The organism is Streptomyces sp. NPDC006294, assembly GCF_042870895.1.
Lineage (GTDB): Bacteria > Actinomycetota > Actinomycetes > Streptomycetales > Streptomycetaceae > Streptomyces.
Window position 1 is genome coordinate 309,191 of record NZ_JBIAHV010000007.1, and the last position, 18,602, is coordinate 327,792.

Consider the following 18,602-nt stretch of genomic DNA (forward strand, 5'->3'; position numbering starts at 1 on the left):
CATCCCGCGTCGTGGTACGGTTGCAACACAACGACGCGGGGTGGAGCAGCTCGGTAGCTCGCTGGGCTCATAACCCAGAGGTCGCAGGTTCAAATCCTGTCCCCGCTACTGAAGAAGAGGGCCCGGATCCTTCCAGGATCCGGGCCCTCTTCGTGTTGCCCCCTTCTTTCCCGTCCCGAAGTGCGTGCCGCGGGCCGTGAGTTGGGGCCGTTCGTGTTTGACTTATCTCTCTGTGGGCATGTCGACAAAACGCTGAAGTGACCTCACTGGCTGCGGTATACCAGGTGTACGCGGGTTGCAGGTGGTGCGACGATGGAATTTATGGGGGACAGGGCAACTCTGTTGGAGACAGGGCGGTTTGTGCAGCCGCATGCCGGGGACGTGGCGGACGCGATCGACGCGGTGGTCGGCGCCGACCGTCACAGCAATGACCAGACCGACGACGACAACACCGACGCGCTGGAGACCGCCGGCGCGGAGGCGCGTCACCGGAGCGCCGCCGACGCCGGGGACACGGCGGCCATGAGCGTCCTCGGCGCGCTGCTGCTGCGCCGCGGGGACCTGGACGCCGCGGAGCCGTATCTGCGGGGCGCGACCGCGGACGGTGACCGTGCCGCGGCCAACAATCTCGGCGTGCTGCTCCACCAGCGCGGTTACGCGGAGGAGGCGGCCGGCTGGTGGCGGATCGCCGCCGTGGCCGGTTCCGCGGCCGCCGCGCACGCCCTGGGGCGTCACTTCCGCGAGCGCGGCGACGAGCCCGCCGCCGAGTACTGGCTGCGCCAGTCGGCGGAGCAGGGCCACGCTCTGGGCGCCTACGCCCTCGCCGACCTGCTGGAGCACCGCAGCGACAAGGACGCCGAGCGCTGGCTGCGCATGGCCGCCGAACAGGGCCACCGCGAGGCGGCGTACCGGCTCGCCCGCGCCCTGGAGCGCCGTGCGCTGGAGGAGTGCCGCAAGAGCGACGGGCTGGACCGGCTGGTCCGCCCCGCCTCCGGCGCCCGGACCACCGCTGCCCCCGAGCGACGCCCCGCCGCCCCTGCCCGGGCCGGCGAGCCCGGCGCACGCACCGCCCCGGCCGCCGCCCGTCAGGGCGACTCCGCGAGGCCGGGCGGGCTCTGGCAGACGGACGCCGCGCTGCGCGCGCTCGCGGACGCGGAGGACGCGAACCGGGCCCCCGGCGGCGACGAGGCCGCCGGTACCGGAGGCGGCACGGGCAGAGCGGGACGCAGGGCCCGTACGGGCGGGGCCGGCGAGCAGGGAACCGGCACGGACGGCGGGCCCGGCCGCGCCCTGCTCGACGAGGCCGCCCAGTGGTACCGGCAGTCCGCCGCGCGCGGTCACCGGCGGGCCGCCCTGCACCTGGGGGCGATCCTCGAGAAGCGCGGCGAGCTCAAGGAGGCGGGCCGCTGGTACCTCACCGCCGCCAAGGACGGCGAGGCGCGTGCCGCCTGCGCGCTCGGTTTCCTGCTGCGCGACGCGGGTGACGAGGAGAGCGCCGCCGTGTGGTGGCTGCGCGCCGCACAGGAGGGCGACGGCAACGCGGCCAACGCCCTCGGCGCGCTGCACGCCGCACGCGGCGAGCAGCAGACGGCGGAGCGCTGGTACCGCGCCGCCATGGACGCGGGCGACGTCAACGGCGCGTACAACCTCGGGCTGCTCTGCGCCGCCCAGGACCGTACGGCCCAGGCCGAGCAGTGGTACCGCCGGGCCGCCTACGCCGGACACCGCGAGGCCGCCAACGCGCTGGCCGTTCTGCTGCTGCAGGCCGGCGACGCCGTGGGCGCCGAGCCGTGGTTCTCCAAGGCGGCCGAGGCCGGAAGCGTCGACGCGGCCTTCAATCTGGGCATCCTGCACGCCGGCCGGGACGACGACCGTACGGCCCTGGCCTGGTACGAGCGGGCCGCCGCGGCCGGGCACACGGAGGCGGCGCTCCAGGTCGGCATCGCCCTGCTGCGCGACGGCGACGAGCAGAGCGCCGAGCGCCATCTGCGCTGCGCCGCGGGCGGCGGCAGCGCGGAGGCGGCGTTCCGGCTCGCCACCGTGCTGGACTCCCGCCGTCCGCCGCCCGGACCTCCGGCGCTCGGGGAGCCGGTGGCGGCGAAGGACGAGTGCGAGGAGTGGTACGAGCGGGCCGCCGAGCAGGGGCACCGCCGGGCCCAGGTGCGGGTCGGCATGCTGGCCGCCGCGCGCGGCGACATGGCAGAGGCCGCCCGCTGGTACCGGGAGGCAGCCGAGACGGGCAGCCGCAGCGGTGCGTTCAATCTGGGGTTGCTGCTCGCCCGCGAGGGCAGTGAGCGCGAGGCGTCGCTGTGGTGGACCCGTGCCGCACGGGCGGGGCACGGCCGGGCGGCGCTGCGTCTCGCGCTGCTCGCGGCCCGCAGGGGCGAACTGGCCGAGGGGCAGCGGTGGTGCGCGAGGGCCGTCGAACTCGGTCCCGCGGAGGTGGCCGAGCGGGCCGCCCGGCTGCGCGAGGCACTGCTCCAGGAGCTCACCGCATAGTGATTTGCGCTGGTCGGCGGCGTGACGTAATGTTGTGTTCATCGCCGCGGGGTGGAGCAGCTCGGTAGCTCGCTGGGCTCATAACCCAGAGGTCGCAGGTTCAAATCCTGTCCCCGCTACTGATAGAAGGCCCGGATTCTTATAGGATCCGGGCCTTCGGCGTGTGTGGACCCATCGGCGCGCATCACGAAGCAGGCCCCCGGACACTCGAGCGTCCGGGGGCCTGCTTCGTCGTACGGGTGCGCTAGCCGGCGGCGCAGTTCGGGCAGGTGCCGCGGTAGGTCACTTCGACGTCGGAGATCGTGAAGCCGAAGCGCTCCGTGTCCGGCAGGTCGGCGAGCGGATCGCCCACCGGGTGCACGTCGCGGACGGCGCCGCAGCGGGCGCAGACCAGGTGCTGGTGCGGGCGGTGCGCGTTCGGGTCGTACCGCTTGGCGCGGCGGTCGGTCGACACCTCGAGGACCTCCCCGAGGTTCACCAGCTCGCCCAGGGTGTTGTAGACGGTCGCCCGGGAGATCTCCGGCAGCCGCTCCACCGCACGGGCGTGCACCTCGTCGGCGGTCATATGGACATGGTCGCCGTCGAGGACCTCGGCCACGACACGCCGCTGTGCGGTCATCCGCCAGCCGCGTCCGCGAAGTCGATCCAGAAGGTCACTCATAGGGCCAGCCTAACAGTGGGAGGGACGCAGTCCCGAACGGGTGTGACTTTGGATGCTCGCTTGACTTAGACAATGTCCATTGTAGGATCGAGACCGGCACTGGCCAAGGGCAGGGAAGTGCCGAGACATGACTGGGCAGTACATGACGCAGGAGGCGCACGTGACGCAGGGACCGCTCACCACGGAGGCCGGGGCTCCGGTCGCCGACAATCAGAACAGCGAGACCGCGGGCGTCGGCGGGCCGGTGCTCGTCCAGGACCAGCTCCTGCTCGAGAAGCTCGCGCACTTCAACCGCGAGCGCATCCCGGAGCGTGTCGTCCACGCACGCGGCGCCGGGGCCTACGGCACCTTCACGGTGACGGCCGACGTGACCGCGTACACCCGCGCCAAGTTCCTCTCCGAGGTCGGCAAGCAGACCGAGACGTTCCTGCGCTTCTCTACCGTCGCAGGCAACCTCGGTGCGGCCGACGCGGTCCGTGACCCCCGCGGCTTCGCGCTGAAGTTCTACACCGAAGAGGGCAACTACGACCTCGTCGGCAACAACACCCCGGTGTTCTTCATCCGGGACGCCATCAAGTTCCCCGACTTCATCCACACCCAGAAGCGCGACCCGTACACCGGGTCGCAGGAGGCGGACAACGTCTTCGACTTCTGGGGGCTGAGTCCGGAGTCGACCCACCAGGTGACCTGGCTGTTCGGCGACCGGGGCATACCGGCCTCCTACCGCCACATGGACGGCTTCGGCTCCCACACGTACCAGTGGAACAACGAGGCCGGCGAGGCCTTCTGGGTCAAGTACCACTTCAAGACCGACCAGGGCATCAAGAACCTCACCGCCGCGGAGGCCGAGGAACTGGCCGGCAAGGACCCCGACTCGCACCAGCGCGACCTGCGCGAGGCCATCGAGCGCGGCGACTTCCCGTCGTGGACCGTCGGTGTGCAGATCATGCCGGTCGCGGAGGCGGCGAACTACCGCTTCAACCCGTTCGACCTGACCAAGGTGTGGCCGCACGCGGACTACCCGGTCATCGAGTTCGGCAAGCTGGAGCTGAACCGGAACCCGGAGAACATCTTCGCCGAGGTCGAGCAGTCCGTCTTCAGCCCGGCCCACTTCGTGCCCGGCATCGGCCCGTCCCCGGACAAGATGCTGCAGGGCCGCCTCTTCGCCTACGGCGACGCCCACCGCTACCGCGTCGGCATCAACGCCGACCACCTGCCGGTGAACCGGCCGCACGCCACCGAGGCGCGCACCAACTCCCGTGACGGCTTCCTCTACGACGGCCGCCACAAGGGCGCGAAGAACTACGAGCCGAACAGCTTCGGCGGCCCGCACCAGACGGACCGTGCGCTGTGGCAGCCGCTCGCCGTCACCGGCGAGACCGGCGAGCAGTCCACGCCGCGCCATGCCGAGGACGACGACTTCGTCCAGGCGGGCAACCTCTACCGCCTGATGTCGGAGGACGAGAAGCAGCGCCTCGTCGACAACCTCGCGGGCGCCCTCTCCGGCGTCACCCGCGACGACATCGCCGAGCGCGCGATCAGCAACTTCCGTCGGGCCGACGGTGACTTCGGCAAGCGGCTCGAGGCCGCGGTCCAGGCCCTTCGCGGCTGACCGGGTACCGCCTGCCGTAGAAGAAGGGGCCGGATCTCTGTCCAGGGGGGCCGGCCCCTTCCGCCTGTCCGAAAGCCGCCGTGCGCCCGGGAGTTCGTGCGGCCGTGTGCCCCGGAGGTCAGGCGACCGTCGTCACCTGATGCCTGGCCGGCACCCAGCAGCGGATGATGTCGCGGACGGAGACGACGCCGACCGGTCCGCCGTCGTCCATCACGATCAGATGGCGGAAGCCGCCGTGCGCCATGGCCCCCGCCGCCTCGTCCAGGGTCCAGGAAGCCGCGGCGAAGACGACGTCGGTGGTGGTGTGGGTGCCGGCGGTCTCCAGGTCGGGGTCCTGTCCCAGGCCCACCGAGTTCAGGATGTCCCGTTCGGTGAGGATGCCGAGGCTCGCGTCGGAGTCGAGGACGACGGCCGCGCCCACGCGGCGCGCGGCCATCAGACGGGCCGCCTGGCGGAGTGTGTGTGCGGGTCCGATGGTGAGGACCACGGTGCTCATGGCGTCACGGACGAGCATGAATGGAGCCACCTCCTTGGTGATCGGCCGTTCGAGAACCGATTCACAAGTTCACAAGTGGGGGGACTCTCAGAGTCGCAGTCCTGCGACAGGGCAGCAAGAGGGCGTGCGCGGACTCGTCGATCCGTCGCCTGCCGCAGAAAGCTCCGGCGTGCGCCCTCGGCGGGGCGGACGCGGCGGAGCCGCCGTAGCCGCAGTCATGGAGGGACGGAGCCGTGGAGGCCGGAGCCCTGGTGACCGCAGCCGTCGAGGTTGCTCAGTACCGCTGGTTGAGATAGCCCAGCAACTCGTGGTGGAGGAGTCCGTTCGAAGCCGCGGCATTGCCGCTGTGCGGTCCGTCCTGTCCGTCGAGGCCGGTGAACGAGCCGCCCGCCTCCTTGACCACGATCGCCGGAGCCGCCATGTCCCACAGGGACAGCTCCGGTTCGGCGCAGATGTCCACCGAGCCTTCCGCGACCATCATGTACGGCCAGAAGTCGCCGTATCCCCGGGTGCGCCAGACCGCCCGCGTCAGATCCATGAAGCCGTCCAGCCGGCCCTGGGCCTCCCAGCCCGTCAGCGACGAGTAGGCGAACGAGGCGTCCCGGATGCGCTCCACCTTCGAGACCCGCAGTCGGCTCGCGGAGGTGAGGCTGCGGCCCGTGAACGCGCCCGCGCCCTTCGCCGCCCACCAGCGCCGGCCGAGCGCCGGGGCGGAGACCACGCCCACCACCGGCTGGTAGCCGCCCTCGCCCGCCTCCATCAGCGAGATCAGCGTCGCCCACACCGGCACGCCGCGCACATAGTTCTTGGTGCCGTCGATGGGGTCGACCACCCAGCGGCGGGGACCGGTGCCCTCGATGCCGTACTCCTCGCCGAGGATCGCGTCGCGCGGCCGTGCCCGTTGCAGATGCCCGCGGATCAGCTCCTCCGCCGCCTTGTCGGCCTCGCTCACCGGAGTCATGTCGGGCTTCGTCTCGACCTTGAGGTCCAGAGCCTTGAACCGCTCCATGGTGGTGGCGTCGGCGGCGTCCGCGAGGACGTGGGCGAGGCGCAGATCATCGTGGTAGTCGGGCATGTCGCCACTCTATCGGTGCAGGCCCGCTCCCTCCCGGGCGGCCGCCGGGGCCCCTCCGGAGGGCCCGCCGGGTCTATTGACAGGGGCACGAGGCGCGTCAACTCTGTGACCGGAGTTGCTCGGCCGGGGAGGCGACCTGCATGCCTGCAGCGCGGGAGTCACTGCTGAACGCCGCTCTCGCGGCCCTCGGCGACCTGCCCTGGTCGGGGGTGCGGATGGTCGACGTCGCAGCCGCCGCGGGCGTCTCGCGCCAGACGCTCTACAACGAGTTCGGCAGCAAGGAGGGCCTGGGCCGCGCCCTCGTCCGCCGCGAGGCCGACGCGTATCTGCGCGGCGTGGAACGGCTGATGGGGCAGAGCGCGGGAGCGGCCGACCGGCTCGTGTCCGTCGCCGAATGGACCGTCGTCGAGGCGCGGACGCGACCGCTGTTGCGGGCCCTGCTCACCGGTTGCTGGGGAGACCGGCTGCCCGCACCGGGACCGGCCGGGGGCGAGGCCGTGTCCGCCAGAGTGCCGGCGCAGCGCCGCGCCGAGGCGAAACTGCCCGTGCCGGCCGACCTCGTCGCCGCCGTGCGCGAGCGCTCGCTGACTGCTCGGCGCGGCCGGCGGCACAAGACCGGGCACGGATGGCCGGGAGGCGCAGCCGGGCGCCCGCACGCGACGGAAGCCGCTGCGCGCCCCGGTGGGACGGAAGAGCAGGCCGAGGAGACGGCCGACCTTCCGCAGCGCTGCGAGCTCGCCGTGCGGCTCGCACTCTCCTATGTCGTCGCGCCCGCCGGCGGCAGCGTCGCCCAACTCGTGCGGGCGGCGGTGGGCGAGGACGTCACTGCGAGGAGCCCGAGAGCTGGAGACCGATGACGCCGACGATCACCAGCGTGATCGAGACGATCTTCAGGACGGAGACCAGGTCGTCGAGGAAGACCATTCCGTAGATGGCGGTGCCGGCGGCGCCGATCCCCGTCCACACGGCGTACGCCGGGCCCACGTCGAGCTTCTTCAGCGACAGGGTCAGCAGCCCGAAACTGCCCAGCGCGAACGCGGCGAAGGCGACCGTCGGCCACAGCCGGGTGAAGCCGTGCGACAGTTTGAGACAGACGGCGAAGCCCGTTTCGAGAAGTCCCGCAACCACCACCAGCAGCCACGCCATTGGTTCTGGGCCTCCCGCGTAGTGCCGACGAACTGCCTGGTCGGGAACTGGTCCGACTTGGTGCGATTATGCACTTACCAGGAGTCATGGGCGTCAAACGCGGATGCCTCAGTCACCTTCGCGTCGCTCGCGGGTGGCGAGCAGCCGCCGCAGCGAATAGAGCCGCGCGGGATCGGCGTGGCCCTCTGCCACCCACGCGTCCAGCGCGCAGTCCGGCTCGTCGTGACTGCAGGCCCGCGGGCAGCCCTCCGTGCCCGGCACCAGGTCCGGGAACGCGTTGATGACCCGGGACGGGTCGACATGGTGCAGTCCGAAGGAACGCAGGCCGGGCGTGTCGATCACCCAGCCGCCCTTCTCGTCCGCGAGCGGCAGGGCGAGGGCCGAGGTGGTGGTGTGCCGGCCGCGCCCCGTCACCGCGTTGACGACGCCGGTGGTGCGCCGCCTCTCCTTCGGCACCAGGGCGTTGACCAGAGTCGTCTTTCCGACGCCGGAGTGCCCGACGAAGGCGGTCGTACGGCCGACCAGATACTCCCGGACCCGGTCCGCGGCCAGACCGTCGACGAACTCCTCGCGGGTGGTGACCACATGGGGGACGCCGAGCGCCCCGTACATGTCCAGCAGCTCGTCCGGCGAGGCGAGGTCCGACTTGGTCAGCACCAGAAGCGGTTCCAGCCCGCCGTCGTACGCGGCGACCAGGCAGCGGTCGATCAGCCGCGGGCGCGGCTCGGGATCGGCGAGCGCGGTGACGATGGCGAGCTGGTCGGCGTTGGCGACCACGACCCGCTCGAACGGATCGTCGTCGTCGGCCGTACGGCGCAGCACGGACGTCCTCGGCGCGATGCGGACGATCCTCGCGAGGGTGTCCTTTTCACCGGAGAGGTCGCCGACGATGCCGACCCGGTCACCGACGACGGCCGCCTTGCGGCCCAGCTCTCGGGCCTTCATCGCCATCACGATCCGGTCCCCGACGAGGCAGGTCAGCCTGCCGCGGTCGACGGTGAGGACCGTGCCCTCCAGGGCGTCCTCGTGCTTGGGACGGATGTTGGTGCGCGGCCGGTTGCCCTTGCGGTTCGGGCGCGAGCGGATGTCGTCCTCGTCGGTGTTCTTGCCGTAACGCCGCATGACGTCAGACCCCGAGCATTTCGGCCCACATCTGCGGGAAGTCGGGCAGTGTCTTGGCCGTCGTCGCCACGTTCTCGATCTGCACGTCCTTGACCGCGAGACCGATGATCGAACCCGCCGTGGCCATCCGGTGGTCGTCGTAGGTGCGGAAGACGCCGCCGTGCAGCGGGCGCGGGCGGATGTGGAGGCCGTCCTCCGTCTCGGTGACGTCGCCGCCGAGCTCGTTGATCTCCTTGGTGAGGGCCGCCAGCCGGTCCGTCTCGTGCAGCCGCAGATGCGCCACGCCGCGCAGTGTCGACGGGGAGTCGGCGAGCGCCGCGACGGCCGCGATGCCGGGGGTCAGCTCACCGACCTCGCCGAGGTCGACGTCGATGCCGTGGATGCGTCCGCTGCCGGTGAAGACCAGCGCCGTGCCGTTCGGCGTCGTCGTCAGCTCGCAGGAACCGCCCATCTCGGTGAAGATCTCGCGCAGCGCGTCACCGGGCTGAGTGGTCCGCTCGGGCCAGTCGGGGATCGTCACCCGGCCGCCGGTGACCAGCGCCGCCGCCAGGAACGGCTGGGCGTTCGACAGGTCGGGCTCGATGGTCAGGTCGCGGCCGAGCAGCGCGCTGTGCGAGACCCGCCAGACGTCGGGCTCGCCGCCGGTCTCCGGCTCGTCGACCTGCGCACCCACGGCGCGCAGCATGTCGACCGTCATCCGGATGTGGGGCATGGACGGCAGCCGGCCGCCGACGTGCCGCACCTCGACCCCCTGGTTGAAACGCGGGGCGGACAGCAGCAGCGCGGAGACGAACTGCGACGACGACGAGGCGTCGATCCGCACCGGGCCGCCCTCCAGGGCGCCGCCGCCGTGCACGGTCAGCGGAAGCGCGCCGCGGCCGTCGTCGTCGATCCGGGCGCCGAGGGTGCGCAGCGCGTCGATGACGCCGTTCAGCGGCCGTTCGTACGAACGCGGATCGCCGTCGAAGCGGATCGGGCCGTCGGCGAGGGCGGCGACCGGGGGCAGGAAGCGCATCACGGTGCCCGCGTTGCCCACGTCGACGGTCGCCGGGCCGTGCAGGCCGGACGGGATGACACGCCAGGCCTCGCCCGCGCCGGCGGCCTCGTCGGCCGGGCCGCCGCCCTCGGTGCTGGAGGAGACGGTCTCCTCGATGCCCACGCCCATCGCCTGGAGCGCCGCGGACATCAGCAGGGTGTCGCGCGAGCGCAGCGGGCGGCGCAGCCAGCCGGGCTCGGAGGCGAGTGCCGCCAGGACCAGTGCGCGGTTCGTCACGGATTTCGAACCGGGCACGGTGACCGTCGCTTCGACGGCTCCGGTCGCGAGGGGGGCGGGCCAGAGGGCGGGATGCACGGCGCTTTCGGTCATGGCCAACACTTTAGTGGCTCTGCGGGGGCCCAGATCTTGATCGAAACATGGTGAGACGGGGCCGCCCGCGACGGTGGTACGGGGCGGGCGCCCGGCTCAGAGCCCCAGCAGCCAGCGACCGCCGCCGATCAGCGAGCAGAGCGACACCGCGTGGAAGAAGAACAGCCAGATCGCCGGTGGCACATGGGTGAGGCGGGCGAGCTGGTCGGCGTCCGAGTCGGGAGCACCGCCGTGCCGCCGCTTGGACTGCAGCTCGAACACCGGCCGTACGCCGCCCAGCAGCATGAACCACACGGCCGTGTACGCGAAGACGGCTTGGACGTCTGGTCCCGTCAGCCAGGAGACCAGCAGGAACGCCGCGCCGGTGACCGTCACCGTCAGCACCCCGTACGCGTTGCGGACCATGACCAGCAGCGCCAGCAGCAGCGCCGTCGCCAGCCACAGCAGCAGCGTGATGTGGTGCGCGGCCAGCAGCCAGGCGCCGCCCAGGCCGAGCAGCGGCGCGGCGGTGTAGCCCGCGGAGGCGGTGAGGATCATGCCGATGCCGGTCGGTCTGCCCCGGCTGACGGTCAGACCGCTGGTGTCCGAGTGGAGCCGGATGCCCTGCAGCTGCCGGCCCGTGACCAGGGCGACGATCCCGTGGCCGCCCTCGTGGGCGATCGTCACGGCGTTGCGCGTCAGCCGCCAGAGGACGTTCGGCATGACGGCGGCCAGCGACACGAGGCCGGTGACGGCGACGAGCCACGGCTCGGGAGCGGTCTGGGTGCCGAAGACGCGATCCCACAGATCGGTGAGCGGCGCGCTCGCCGCGCCGGTATGTGTGATGACCATTTCGCGGGTGGCTCCCTCGGACGGCGTACGGAAGTGGCAGTGTGGCACTTATGTGCGGACGGTATGCAGCGAGTCGTGGACCCGAGGATCTCGTGGACATCTTCGAGGTCGAGAAATGGGAGCCGGAGGAGACCCTGGCACCCGACTGGAACGTGGCGCCCACGAAGGAGGTGCACGCGGTTCTCGAGCGTCCTGTCAAAGACGCCGCCGACAGCTCCCCGGTTCGCCAGCTGCGCACGCTGAAGTGGGGGCTGGTGCCGTCGTGGGCGAAGACCCCGGAGGGCGCGGCACGGATGATCAACGCGCGGGCGGAGACGGTGCACGAGAAGCCGGCCTTCCGCCGGTCCTTCCTCACCCGGCGCTGCATCCTGCCCGCCGACGGCTATTACGAGTGGGTGACCGGCGCGGGCGAGCGGGAGCTCGAGGTCGAGGGCAAGAAGAAGCGGCCGCGGAAGCAGCCGTACTTCGTGTCGCCCGCGGACGGGTCCGTGTTCGCGATGGCGGGGCTGTACGAGTTCTGGCGCGACCGCACGCTGCCGGACGACCATCCGCAGGCGTGGTGGGTGACGTGCTCCGTGATCACGACGGAGGCGGAGAGCGGGCCGCTGGGCGTCGCCCCCGCGCAGGGGCCCCATTCGCTGGCGGACATCCACCCCCGGATGCCGCTGATGCTGACGCCGGACCGCTGGGACGCCTGGCTGGACCCGTCCCGGACCGACCCGGACGAGCTGCGGTCGCTGCTGGAGCCGCCGCCGGGTGGGCTGATGCGGGCGTACGCGGTGCCGACGGCGGTGAGCAACGTGCGGAACAACGGGCCGGAGCTGCTGGAGGAACTGGCGGGGCCGGAAGAGGCGACGCTGTTCTGACGGGCGGGGTGGCCGCTGCGCGGGGCTTGTCCCTCACCCTCCCCCTGCGGCCTGGCGGCCGGGGGGGGACCCCCACCTTCCCTCAACCGGGCTCTGCCCGGACCCGCGCCTCAAACGCCGGCGAGGCTGCCCCAGCCCGGCCGGCGATGCAGGCCACCGCGCGGAGCGTGGTACCGGGGTCCGGGGCCTGCCCCGGTTACGGGAAGGGGCGGGGTGGGGAAAACGCCCCCATGGAGCGGAAAGAGATCGTCGCCCTCGACGCCGGCGACGCCCGCGTCACCTGGTTCCGCGCCGCGCGAGCCCGTCTCGTGGTGGCGCTCGGGCACGGGGCCGGCGGGGGCGTCGAGGCGCGGGATCTGCAGGCGGTCGCGCGGGCGCTGCCCGCGCACGGCGTCAGCGTCGCCCTCGTGGAGCAGCCCTGGCGCGTCGCGGGGAAGAAGGTCGCCCCCGCGCCCCGGACCCTGGACGCCGCCTGGCGCGGACTCTGGCCGGCGCTGACCAAGGAGGGCCTGCCCGTCGTGGCCGGTGGCCGCAGCGCCGGTGCGCGGGTGGCCTGCCGGACCGCGGCCGAACTCGGTGCGGCCGGGGTGCTCGCGCTGAGCTTTCCGCTGCACCCGCCCGGCCGGCCCGAGAAGTCCCGCGCCGCCGAACTCCTCGGCGCCGGCGTGCCGACGCTCGTCGTGCAGGGCGGCAACGACCCGTTCGGCAAGCCGGCGGAGTTCCCCGCCGGGGACTACGAGCTGGTGGAAGTGGCGTACGGGGACCACGGGTTCGCGGTGCCGAAGCGCGCCGGGGTCAGTGAGAAGGAGACGCTCGTCACCATCACGGACGCGGTGACCCGGTGGATCGCCGCGTTCCGGGAATGAGACGCGGGGCCCTGCTGTTGTGGCGGATGTCAGTACAGAGCTTGGAGTAGGGAGTCCGCCGCATGGGTACGACCTTCTGCCCGACAGCCGACCGCACCGACGGGCTGGACTGGACGGTGCTGTCGCAGGGCAAGAACCGGCCGGTTTCTGCGGTGGACGACGGTAATCGGCAGGGCCCGGCGCAGCATGGTCGACTATTCTCCGATTCCAGCGGGTCCGAATTCGGTCCCGTCACAGCGTTGGAGGAGGTGGGTCCGGTCACTGGGACCGACGCAGGGACCGATGACGGTCAGGCGCAGAAGTCCGAGGAGACGGCTGTCGAGCGCAACGCCCGCTTCGAGCGGGACGCGCTGGGCTACCTGGACCAGATGTACTCGGCAGCGCTGCGCATGACGCGCAATCCCGCCGATGCCGAGGATCTTGTGCAGGAGACGTACGCGAAGGCGTACGGATCGTTCCACCAGTTCCGCGAGGGCACCAACCTCAAGGCGTGGATGTACCGGATTCTCACGAACACCTTCATCAACTCCTACCGCAAGAAGCAGCGCGAGCCCCAGCGCAGTGCGGCGGAGGAGATCGAGGACTGGCAGCTCGCGCGCGCCGAGTCGCACATGTCGACGGGGCTGCGCTCCGCGGAGTCCCAGGCCCTCGACCATCTGCCTGACTCGGACGTCAAGCAGGCCCTGCAGGCGATCCCGGAGGAATTCCGGATTGCCGTCTACCTCGCCGATGTAGAGGGCTTTGCGTACAAGGAGATCGCGGACATCATGGGAACACCCATCGGTACGGTGATGTCCCGTCTGCACCGCGGCCGCCGCCAGCTGCGCGGCATGTTGGAGGACTACGCCCGCGAGCGCGGGCTCGTCCCGGCCGGTGCGGGGGAGTCGAACGACGCGAAAGGCTCGGGCTCATGAGCTGCGGAGAGCCGCACGAGACGGACTGCTCAGAGGTCTTGGACCATCTCTACGAGTTCCTCGACCACGAGATGCCCGACAGCGACTGCACCAAGTTCGAGGTGCACTTCGAGGAGTGCTCCCCCTGCCTGGAGAAGTACGGCCTCGAGCAGGCGGTGAAGAAGCTGGTCAAGCGGTGCTGCGGGCAGGACGACGTGCCCAGCGACCTGCGGGCCAAGGTCATGGGCCGTATCGATCTGATCCGTTCGGGTCAGACCGTGCCCGACAAGGACGTGGCGACGGCCCAGGAGTAGGGCCCGGCCACACCGGTACGCGCATCAGGGGTGCGCCGCGACAACGCGGCGCACCCTTCGCGTTGGGCCGGCGATGGACCGGTGTTCGGCCCGCGGTTCACCCGTACGTGCGAATGCGCGCCGTACGCGCCCCTCCCACCTTCCCACTCGCTAGCGTGGCGCTGCTTCGGGCGGGTTGCGAAGGGGGTGCGAGAAGTGACGGCCATACCTGCGGCGGCACGCGGCTACATCGCCGCCGCCGTCCTGTGCGCCGCCGCCGCAGCCACCCCTGTCGCCGCCGTCCCGCCCCTCCTTCCGGTCGCCGCGGACGCCGCCGTGCCCTGGGCGAGCGTCCTGCTGCTCGCGGTCCTGTACGCCGGATGCGAACTTCCCGCGCTCGCTCGGCGCGCGGCCCCGGACCGCGGCCGCGACGACCCGGCCCCGGTGGGGGCGGGCACCTTCTTTCCGGTGCTGCTGGCCGCCGCGTTCCTGCTGCCGCCCGCCGCCGCCGCGCTGGTGCCGGTGCCCGGCGCGCTGCTCGGCCGGGTGGACCGCCCGCCGGCCGGCGCCCGGCGGGTCTGGCGCGCGGCCCGGCTGGCCCTCGGGACCTGGGCGGCCGCCCACGCGTATCTGCTGCTCGGCGGTGAACGGACGCCCGGCGCACCGGACTTCCCGTACGCACTGGTGCCGGCGCTCGGCGGGGCGCTCGCCTTCTGTCTGCTGCTGACCGTCCTCGACGGCGGCATCCGCGCCACCGCGGAGCCGGTGCCCCGCCCGCGGGGCACGCTGCGCACGGTGCGGCGCGGGTTCTCCGCCTCTCCGGCGCCGTACTGCGTGCACGGCCTGGCCGGGCTGATGATGGCGGTGCTGTGGGGGAGTCCGTACGGGCCGCTGTCCGCGCTGCTGGTGCTGCTGCCGATGTACATCTCCTGCTGGATCTTCGCCCAGTACCACCGCGAGCGGGCCGCCCATCAGGCGACGATCCGCGCGCTGGTGCAGGCCGTCGACATCAAGGACCGGTACACGCGCGGGCACAGCGAGCGCGTCGGCCGGGCCTCCGCGCTGATCGCCCGCGAGCTGGGCATGGCGGAGGAGCGTCTCGAGGTCGTCCGGTTCGCCGGCATCCTGCACGACGTGGGCAAGCTCGGCGTGCCGACGAGGGTGCTGCGCAAGGACGGGCCGCTGACGCCCGAGGAGCGGCGGGTGATCGAGCTGCATCCCGAGTACGGGCACGAGATGGTGCGCGGCATCGGCTTCCTCGGGGAGGCGCGGGGCGCGATCCTGCACCATCACGAACGCATGGACGGCAGCGGCTACCCGTACGGGCTGGTCGGCACCCAGATCCCCGAGTTCGCGCGGGTGGTGGCGGTGGCGGACGCGTTCGACGCGATGACGTCCACCCGCTCCTACCGGCGTGCGCGGCCGGTGCCGGTCGCCCTCGCGGAGCTGGAGCGGTGCGCGGGCGCGCAGTTCGACCCCCTGATGGTGCGCGCCCTGGTGCGCGCCCTGGAACGGCACGGCTGGCAGACATCGGTGACCTCGGACGAGACGGCGGCGCCCCTGGGGCCGCCACGCACCCCCGAGGCGCCGGGGACAGGGACAGGGGCTTCGCATCAGTTACGGACAGGGTGAGCGGCCCGCGTCCGCGGCGTCGCACGGCCCCCGGGCGCGCCGGCCCTCCGTGGTCGTCACTGCCGTCCACGGGGCCGCCGCCGCCGTGACCGCGGCCGCACTCGTGTGGGTGGTGACCCACGGTGTGGCGCAGCCCGGGAACGCCCTCGCCTTCGGCCTGTTCATCGCCGTCGGGGAGCTCGCCCGGTGGGGGGCCGTGCCGAGACCGGGGGAGTCCCCCCTGCTCACCGGGGCGGGCGGCAGGGAGCCCGCGCCGCTGGGCGCCGCGGGCGCGCTGGCGTACGCCCTGCTCGGCGACAGCGCGGGGGAGCCGACCGGGCACGGGGCCTTCCAGGTCGTGGCCGTCGTCGTCGCCGGGGCGCTCGTGGGAGCCGTGCCGCAGGTCGCCCGGGGCCGGGGACCGGCGCTCGACCATGTGGCGCGACGGGTGCTGACCGTCGGGTTCGCCGCCGTGTGCTTCCAACCGCTCTACGGGTCCGGTGAGTTGGAGCTACAGCTCGGCCACGGACCCGGTTACGCCCTCTTCCTGCTGGTGCTGCTCGTGCTGACCGCGCTGTGCGACGCCGTGCTGGCCGCCGTCCTGCTGCGCGCCCACACCGGCCATCCCTTCGGGCCGCTGCTCCGCGACGAACTGCGGGCGCTGCTGGGGATCGGCTCCGCGGTCTGCGCGACCGGTGCGGTCATGGCCCTCGCCGTGGCCGTAGCCGGGCTGTGGGCGCTGCCGGTGTTCTGCGTGCCGCTGCTGCTGACCCAGCTGTCGCTCCGGCGGTACGTGGCCGTGCGGGCCACCTACGGGCAGACGATCGCCTCACTCGCCCGCGCCACCGAGGTCGCCGGCTACACCCGGCCCGGCCACGCCCACCGGGTCGCGGCGCTCAGCACGGCCGTCGGGCGCGAGATGGGCCTGTCCGGGCCCGAGCTGACCCTGCTGGAGCACGCGGCGCTGATGCACGACATCGGACAGCTGTCCCTCGTCGACCCCGTGCCCGAGGGCGCCACCTCCTCGCTGCCGGCCGCCGAGCAGCGCCGGATCGCCCTGCTCGGCGGCGCGGTGGTCCGGCAGACCGGGGTCCCGGCGGCCGTCGCCGCCGTCGTGGAGCAGCAGGCCGACCCGTACCGTGAGCAGCCGCTCGCCGCCAGGATCGTCCGTGCCGTGAACGCATACGACGACCTGGCGGGGGGAAGCGGAGCAGGAGCGGGGGGAGCTCTGACCGCGCTGGAACAGCTGCGGCTGGGCACGGGGCGCGACTACCAGCCCGAGGTGGTCGAATCCTTGGCCAGAGTGCTTGCCAGAGTGCTGGCCTGAGGCGGTCTGACCCTTGTCCCATCGGGGTAACCCATGGGTAATGAGCGAGCCTGCGACCGGGCATGGTTGGATGCGAAAGAAGGCAAGAAGCAGTCACACAGTCATGCGTCCGGGCAGTGACCCGAGCGACCGGCAGGCGGGAATCGTGAGGATCTTCGGGAAGGTACGGCATCGGCCCTCCGCCTCTTGGCGGCAGGCCACGGACCGCGCGTTCACGCTGATCGGCGACGGCCGGTACGAGGACGCGGGCGCGCTGCTGACGAGGGCGGCGGACCTGGAGCCCTGGCTCTCGGAGTCCTGGTTCAATCTGGCGCTGCTGCACAAGTTCCGGCACGACTGGGAGCAGGCCCGCGCGGCGGGGCTGCGGGCGGTCGCGCTGCTGGACAAGGAGACCGGCGCTCCCGACTGGTGGAACGTCGGCATCGCCGCCACCGCCCTCCAGGACTGGCCGCTGGCCCGCCGCGCCTGGCAGGCGTACGGCCTGAAGGTCCCCGGGGCGGCCGCGGCGAACGGCGAGCCGGTCGGCATGGACCTGGGCAGCGCCGCCGTGCGGCTCTCGCCGGAGGGCGAGGCCGAGGTGGTCTGGGGCCGCAGGCTCGATCCGGCCCGGATGGAGGTGCTGTCCATCCCGCTGCCGTCGTCCGGGCGCCGCTGGGGCGAGGTCGTGCTGCACGACGGCGTCCCGAACGGCGAGCGCACCACCAGCGCGGGCCCCTCGTTCCCCGTCTTCGACGAGATCGAGCTCTGGGCCCCGTCCCCCGTGCCGACGTGGGTGGTGCTGCTGGAGGCGGCGACCGAGGCCGACCGGGACGCCCTGGAGCGGCTCGCGGCGGACGCCGGCTTCGCCGCGGAGGACTGGTCGTCCTCGGTGCGGCTGCTGTGCCGGGCCTGTTCCGAGGGGAGCATGCCCAGCGCGGAGGGCGAGGGCGAGCACCTCGACCCGCACGACCACAGCGAGCCGGGCCATCCGGGACCGCTGGGGCACCGCACGGGAGGCGACCTCTGGTCGCCGGAGCGCGAGTGCGGCATAGCGGCCCCCGCCGGTCTGGTGCGGGGTCTGCTGGACGGCTGGGTGGCCGACAGCCCGGACTCCCGTGAGTGGCGGGATCTCGAGGAAGTCTGCTGACGCCTGCCCGTAGGCTGTACGGACGCGTAAGTGACCCGGGCATCGGGCCGGGGATCGGGTACTGAGAAGGGCGTACGGCTGACATGGCGTCGCAGCAGGAGACGGACGAGCAGGTCAACGACGGTTTTGTCGTGGACACGGAGAACTGCGAGGAGCGTGAGCGGGCGTACCGCGAGCGTGGCACCGCGCGTCCGATCACGGTCGTGGGGAACCCGGTGCTCCACAAGGAGTGCAAGGACGTCACCGAGTTCGACGACAAGCTGGCCGCGCTGATCGACGACATGTTCGCCAGCCAGAAGGCGGCGGAGGGCGTGGGTCTGGCCGCCAACCAGATCGGTGTGGACCTGAAGGTCTTCGTGTACGACTGCCCGGACGACGAGGGCGTGCGGCACACCGGCGTCGTCTGCAACCCGGTCCTGGAGGAGCTGGCGCCCGAGCAGCGCGTCCTCGACGACTCCAACGAGGGCTGCCTGTCCGTGCCGACGGCGTACGCCTCGCTGGCCCGCCCCGACTACGCGGTGGTGCGCGGCCAGGACGCGCAGGGCAACCCGATCAAGGTGCGCGGCACGGGCTACTTCGCCCGCTGCCTGCAGCACGAGACCGACCATCTGTACGGGTACCTCTACATCGACCGGCTCTCCAAGCGGGAGCGCAAGGACGCGCTGCAGCAGATGGCCGAGGGCACTCCGCGCTACGCGACCGTCCCCAACGACTGACCTCCGCGTTCCGGTGGGTCGGGCCCCGCTCGTTCCGGGCGGGGCCCCGTGCTGTCACCCGGCCGTCATTGGGCGGACAAATGACGGCTGCCCAGG

General features: G+C 72.4%; 18 protein-coding genes and 2 tRNA genes. 13 read left to right on the top strand and 7 right to left on the bottom strand.

Features of this window, described 5'->3' with window-relative positions; all coding sequences use genetic code 11:
- The first annotated feature begins 34 nt into the window (after positions 1-34).
- The 3 genes from ACFYOP_RS14990 (at position 35) to ACFYOP_RS15000 (ending at position 2,618) form a co-directional block, all read left to right on the top strand.
- Positions 35-108 (top strand) — tRNA-Met (locus ACFYOP_RS14990).
- Positions 109-312: 204 nt separating this feature from the next.
- The gene (locus ACFYOP_RS14995; protein WP_356892285.1) at positions 313-2,499 is read left to right on the top strand and encodes a sel1 repeat family protein; all 2,187 of its coding nucleotides are present in this window, start codon (positions 313-315) and stop codon (positions 2,497-2,499) included.
- Between the two features lie 45 nt (positions 2,500-2,544).
- Positions 2,545-2,618, top strand: a tRNA-Met gene (locus tag ACFYOP_RS15000).
- Positions 2,619-2,743: 125 nt separating this feature from the next.
- On the opposite strand, the gene ACFYOP_RS15005 is transcribed toward ACFYOP_RS15000, so the two are convergent.
- Positions 2,744-3,160, bottom strand: coding sequence for a Fur family transcriptional regulator (locus ACFYOP_RS15005; protein ID WP_356892283.1), 417 nt, complete (start codon positions 3,158-3,160; stop codon positions 2,744-2,746).
- 160 nt (positions 3,161-3,320) lie between these two features.
- Between ACFYOP_RS15005 and ACFYOP_RS15010 the strand changes: the two genes are divergently transcribed.
- The gene (locus tag ACFYOP_RS15010; RefSeq protein WP_356892566.1) at positions 3,321-4,772 is read left to right on the top strand and encodes a catalase; all 1,452 of its coding nucleotides are present in this window, start codon (positions 3,321-3,323) and stop codon (positions 4,770-4,772) included.
- A gap of 118 nt (positions 4,773-4,890) precedes the next feature.
- Here ACFYOP_RS15010 and ACFYOP_RS15015 read toward each other — a convergent pair whose 3' ends face one another.
- Together ACFYOP_RS15015 and hisN are read right to left on the bottom strand one after the other, a co-directional pair.
- The gene (locus ACFYOP_RS15015; protein WP_356892281.1) at positions 4,891-5,286 is read right to left on the bottom strand and encodes a CBS domain-containing protein; all 396 of its coding nucleotides are present in this window, start codon (positions 5,284-5,286) and stop codon (positions 4,891-4,893) included.
- A gap of 256 nt (positions 5,287-5,542) precedes the next feature.
- On the bottom strand, positions 5,543-6,343 hold the full coding sequence (gene hisN / locus ACFYOP_RS15020; protein WP_356892279.1) for a histidinol-phosphatase: 801 nt from the start codon (positions 6,341-6,343) through the stop codon (positions 5,543-5,545).
- A gap of 140 nt (positions 6,344-6,483) precedes the next feature.
- Between hisN and ACFYOP_RS15025 the strand changes: the two genes are divergently transcribed.
- Positions 6,484-7,200 (top strand): TetR/AcrR family transcriptional regulator, encoded by a 717-nt coding sequence (locus ACFYOP_RS15025; RefSeq protein ID WP_356892277.1) that lies wholly within the window; start codon positions 6,484-6,486, stop codon positions 7,198-7,200.
- Here the strand turns inward: ACFYOP_RS15025 and ACFYOP_RS15030 are convergent.
- From ACFYOP_RS15030 to ACFYOP_RS15045, 4 genes are all read right to left on the bottom strand, one after another.
- The gene (locus tag ACFYOP_RS15030) at positions 7,166-7,489 is read right to left on the bottom strand and encodes a multidrug efflux SMR transporter (RefSeq protein WP_356892275.1); all 324 of its coding nucleotides are present in this window, start codon (positions 7,487-7,489) and stop codon (positions 7,166-7,168) included. The genes ACFYOP_RS15025 and ACFYOP_RS15030 overlap by 35 nt on opposite strands.
- Positions 7,490-7,597: 108 nt before the next feature.
- Positions 7,598-8,611, bottom strand: coding sequence for a ribosome small subunit-dependent GTPase A (gene rsgA, locus ACFYOP_RS15035; RefSeq protein WP_356892273.1), 1,014 nt, complete (start codon positions 8,609-8,611; stop codon positions 7,598-7,600).
- A gap of 4 nt (positions 8,612-8,615) precedes the next feature.
- Positions 8,616-9,977 carry a 3-phosphoshikimate 1-carboxyvinyltransferase gene (aroA, locus tag ACFYOP_RS15040; protein WP_356892271.1) on the bottom strand — a complete coding sequence of 454 codons (1,362 nt, stop codon included), beginning with the start codon at positions 9,975-9,977 and terminating at the stop codon, positions 8,616-8,618.
- A 96-nt stretch (positions 9,978-10,073) separates the two neighbouring features.
- The gene (locus ACFYOP_RS15045) at positions 10,074-10,808 is read right to left on the bottom strand and encodes a M50 family metallopeptidase (protein WP_356892269.1); all 735 of its coding nucleotides are present in this window, start codon (positions 10,806-10,808) and stop codon (positions 10,074-10,076) included.
- 50 nt (positions 10,809-10,858) lie between these two features.
- Between ACFYOP_RS15045 and ACFYOP_RS15050 the strand changes: the two genes are divergently transcribed.
- The 8 genes from ACFYOP_RS15050 to def all read left to right on the top strand — a co-directional run bounded on the left by ACFYOP_RS15050 (position 10,859) and on the right by def (position 18,506).
- Positions 10,859-11,674 carry an SOS response-associated peptidase gene (locus ACFYOP_RS15050; protein WP_356892267.1) on the top strand — a complete coding sequence of 272 codons (816 nt, stop codon included), beginning with the start codon at positions 10,859-10,861 and terminating at the stop codon, positions 11,672-11,674.
- 230 nt (positions 11,675-11,904) lie between these two features.
- Entirely contained in the window at positions 11,905-12,540 is a 636-nt protein-coding gene (locus ACFYOP_RS15055; protein WP_356892265.1) for an alpha/beta family hydrolase, read from the top strand.
- A 248-nt stretch (positions 12,541-12,788) separates the two neighbouring features.
- On the top strand, positions 12,789-13,454 hold the full coding sequence (locus tag ACFYOP_RS15060; protein WP_356892564.1) for a sigma-70 family RNA polymerase sigma factor: 666 nt from the start codon (positions 12,789-12,791) through the stop codon (positions 13,452-13,454).
- The gene (rsrA, locus tag ACFYOP_RS15065) at positions 13,451-13,747 is read left to right on the top strand and encodes a mycothiol system anti-sigma-R factor (RefSeq protein WP_356892263.1); all 297 of its coding nucleotides are present in this window, start codon (positions 13,451-13,453) and stop codon (positions 13,745-13,747) included. Before ACFYOP_RS15060 ends, rsrA begins: the two co-directional genes overlap by 4 nt.
- A gap of 195 nt (positions 13,748-13,942) precedes the next feature.
- Positions 13,943-15,358, top strand: a complete 1,416-nt coding sequence (locus ACFYOP_RS15070; protein WP_356892261.1) for an HD-GYP domain-containing protein — start codon at positions 13,943-13,945, stop codon at positions 15,356-15,358.
- Positions 15,359-15,407: 49 nt separating this feature from the next.
- The gene (locus tag ACFYOP_RS15075) at positions 15,408-16,664 is read left to right on the top strand and encodes a metal-dependent phosphohydrolase (RefSeq protein ID WP_388451592.1); all 1,257 of its coding nucleotides are present in this window, start codon (positions 15,408-15,410) and stop codon (positions 16,662-16,664) included.
- Between the two features lie 145 nt (positions 16,665-16,809).
- Entirely contained in the window at positions 16,810-17,790 is a 981-nt protein-coding gene (locus tag ACFYOP_RS15080) for a hypothetical protein (RefSeq protein ID WP_356892259.1), read from the top strand.
- A gap of 83 nt (positions 17,791-17,873) precedes the next feature.
- A complete protein-coding gene (gene def / locus ACFYOP_RS15085; protein WP_356892257.1) occupies positions 17,874-18,506 on the top strand; it encodes a peptide deformylase in 633 nt (210 codons plus the stop codon).
- The last annotated feature ends 96 nt before the right edge of the window (positions 18,507-18,602 follow it).

Bases quoted from the DNA above. Each gene is read 5' to 3' on its own strand.
- ACFYOP_RS14995 (WP_356892285.1), top strand. From the start codon at position 313: ATGGAATTTATGGGGGACAGGGCAACTCTGTTGGAGACAGGGCGGTTT.
- ACFYOP_RS15005 (WP_356892283.1), bottom strand. From the start codon at position 3,160: ATGAGTGACCTTCTGGATCGACTTCGCGGACGCGGCTGGCGGATGACC.
- ACFYOP_RS15015 (WP_356892281.1), bottom strand. From the start codon at position 5,286: ATGCTCGTCCGTGACGCCATGAGCACCGTGGTCCTCACCATCGGACCC.
- hisN (WP_356892279.1), bottom strand. From the start codon at position 6,343: ATGCCCGACTACCACGATGATCTGCGCCTCGCCCACGTCCTCGCGGAC.
- ACFYOP_RS15025 (WP_356892277.1), top strand. From the start codon at position 6,484: ATGCCTGCAGCGCGGGAGTCACTGCTGAACGCCGCTCTCGCGGCCCTC.
- ACFYOP_RS15030 (WP_356892275.1), bottom strand. From the start codon at position 7,489: ATGGCGTGGCTGCTGGTGGTGGTTGCGGGACTTCTCGAAACGGGCTTC.
- rsgA (WP_356892273.1), bottom strand. From the start codon at position 8,611: ATGCGGCGTTACGGCAAGAACACCGACGAGGACGACATCCGCTCGCGC.
- aroA (WP_356892271.1), bottom strand. From the start codon at position 9,977: ATGACCGAAAGCGCCGTGCATCCCGCCCTCTGGCCCGCCCCCCTCGCG.
- ACFYOP_RS15045 (WP_356892269.1), bottom strand. From the start codon at position 10,808: ATGGTCATCACACATACCGGCGCGGCGAGCGCGCCGCTCACCGATCTG.
- ACFYOP_RS15050 (WP_356892267.1), top strand. From the start codon at position 10,859: ATGTGCGGACGGTATGCAGCGAGTCGTGGACCCGAGGATCTCGTGGAC.
- ACFYOP_RS15055 (WP_356892265.1), top strand. From the start codon at position 11,905: ATGGAGCGGAAAGAGATCGTCGCCCTCGACGCCGGCGACGCCCGCGTC.
- rsrA (WP_356892263.1), top strand. From the start codon at position 13,451: ATGAGCTGCGGAGAGCCGCACGAGACGGACTGCTCAGAGGTCTTGGAC.
- def (WP_356892257.1), top strand. From the start codon at position 17,874: ATGGCGTCGCAGCAGGAGACGGACGAGCAGGTCAACGACGGTTTTGTC.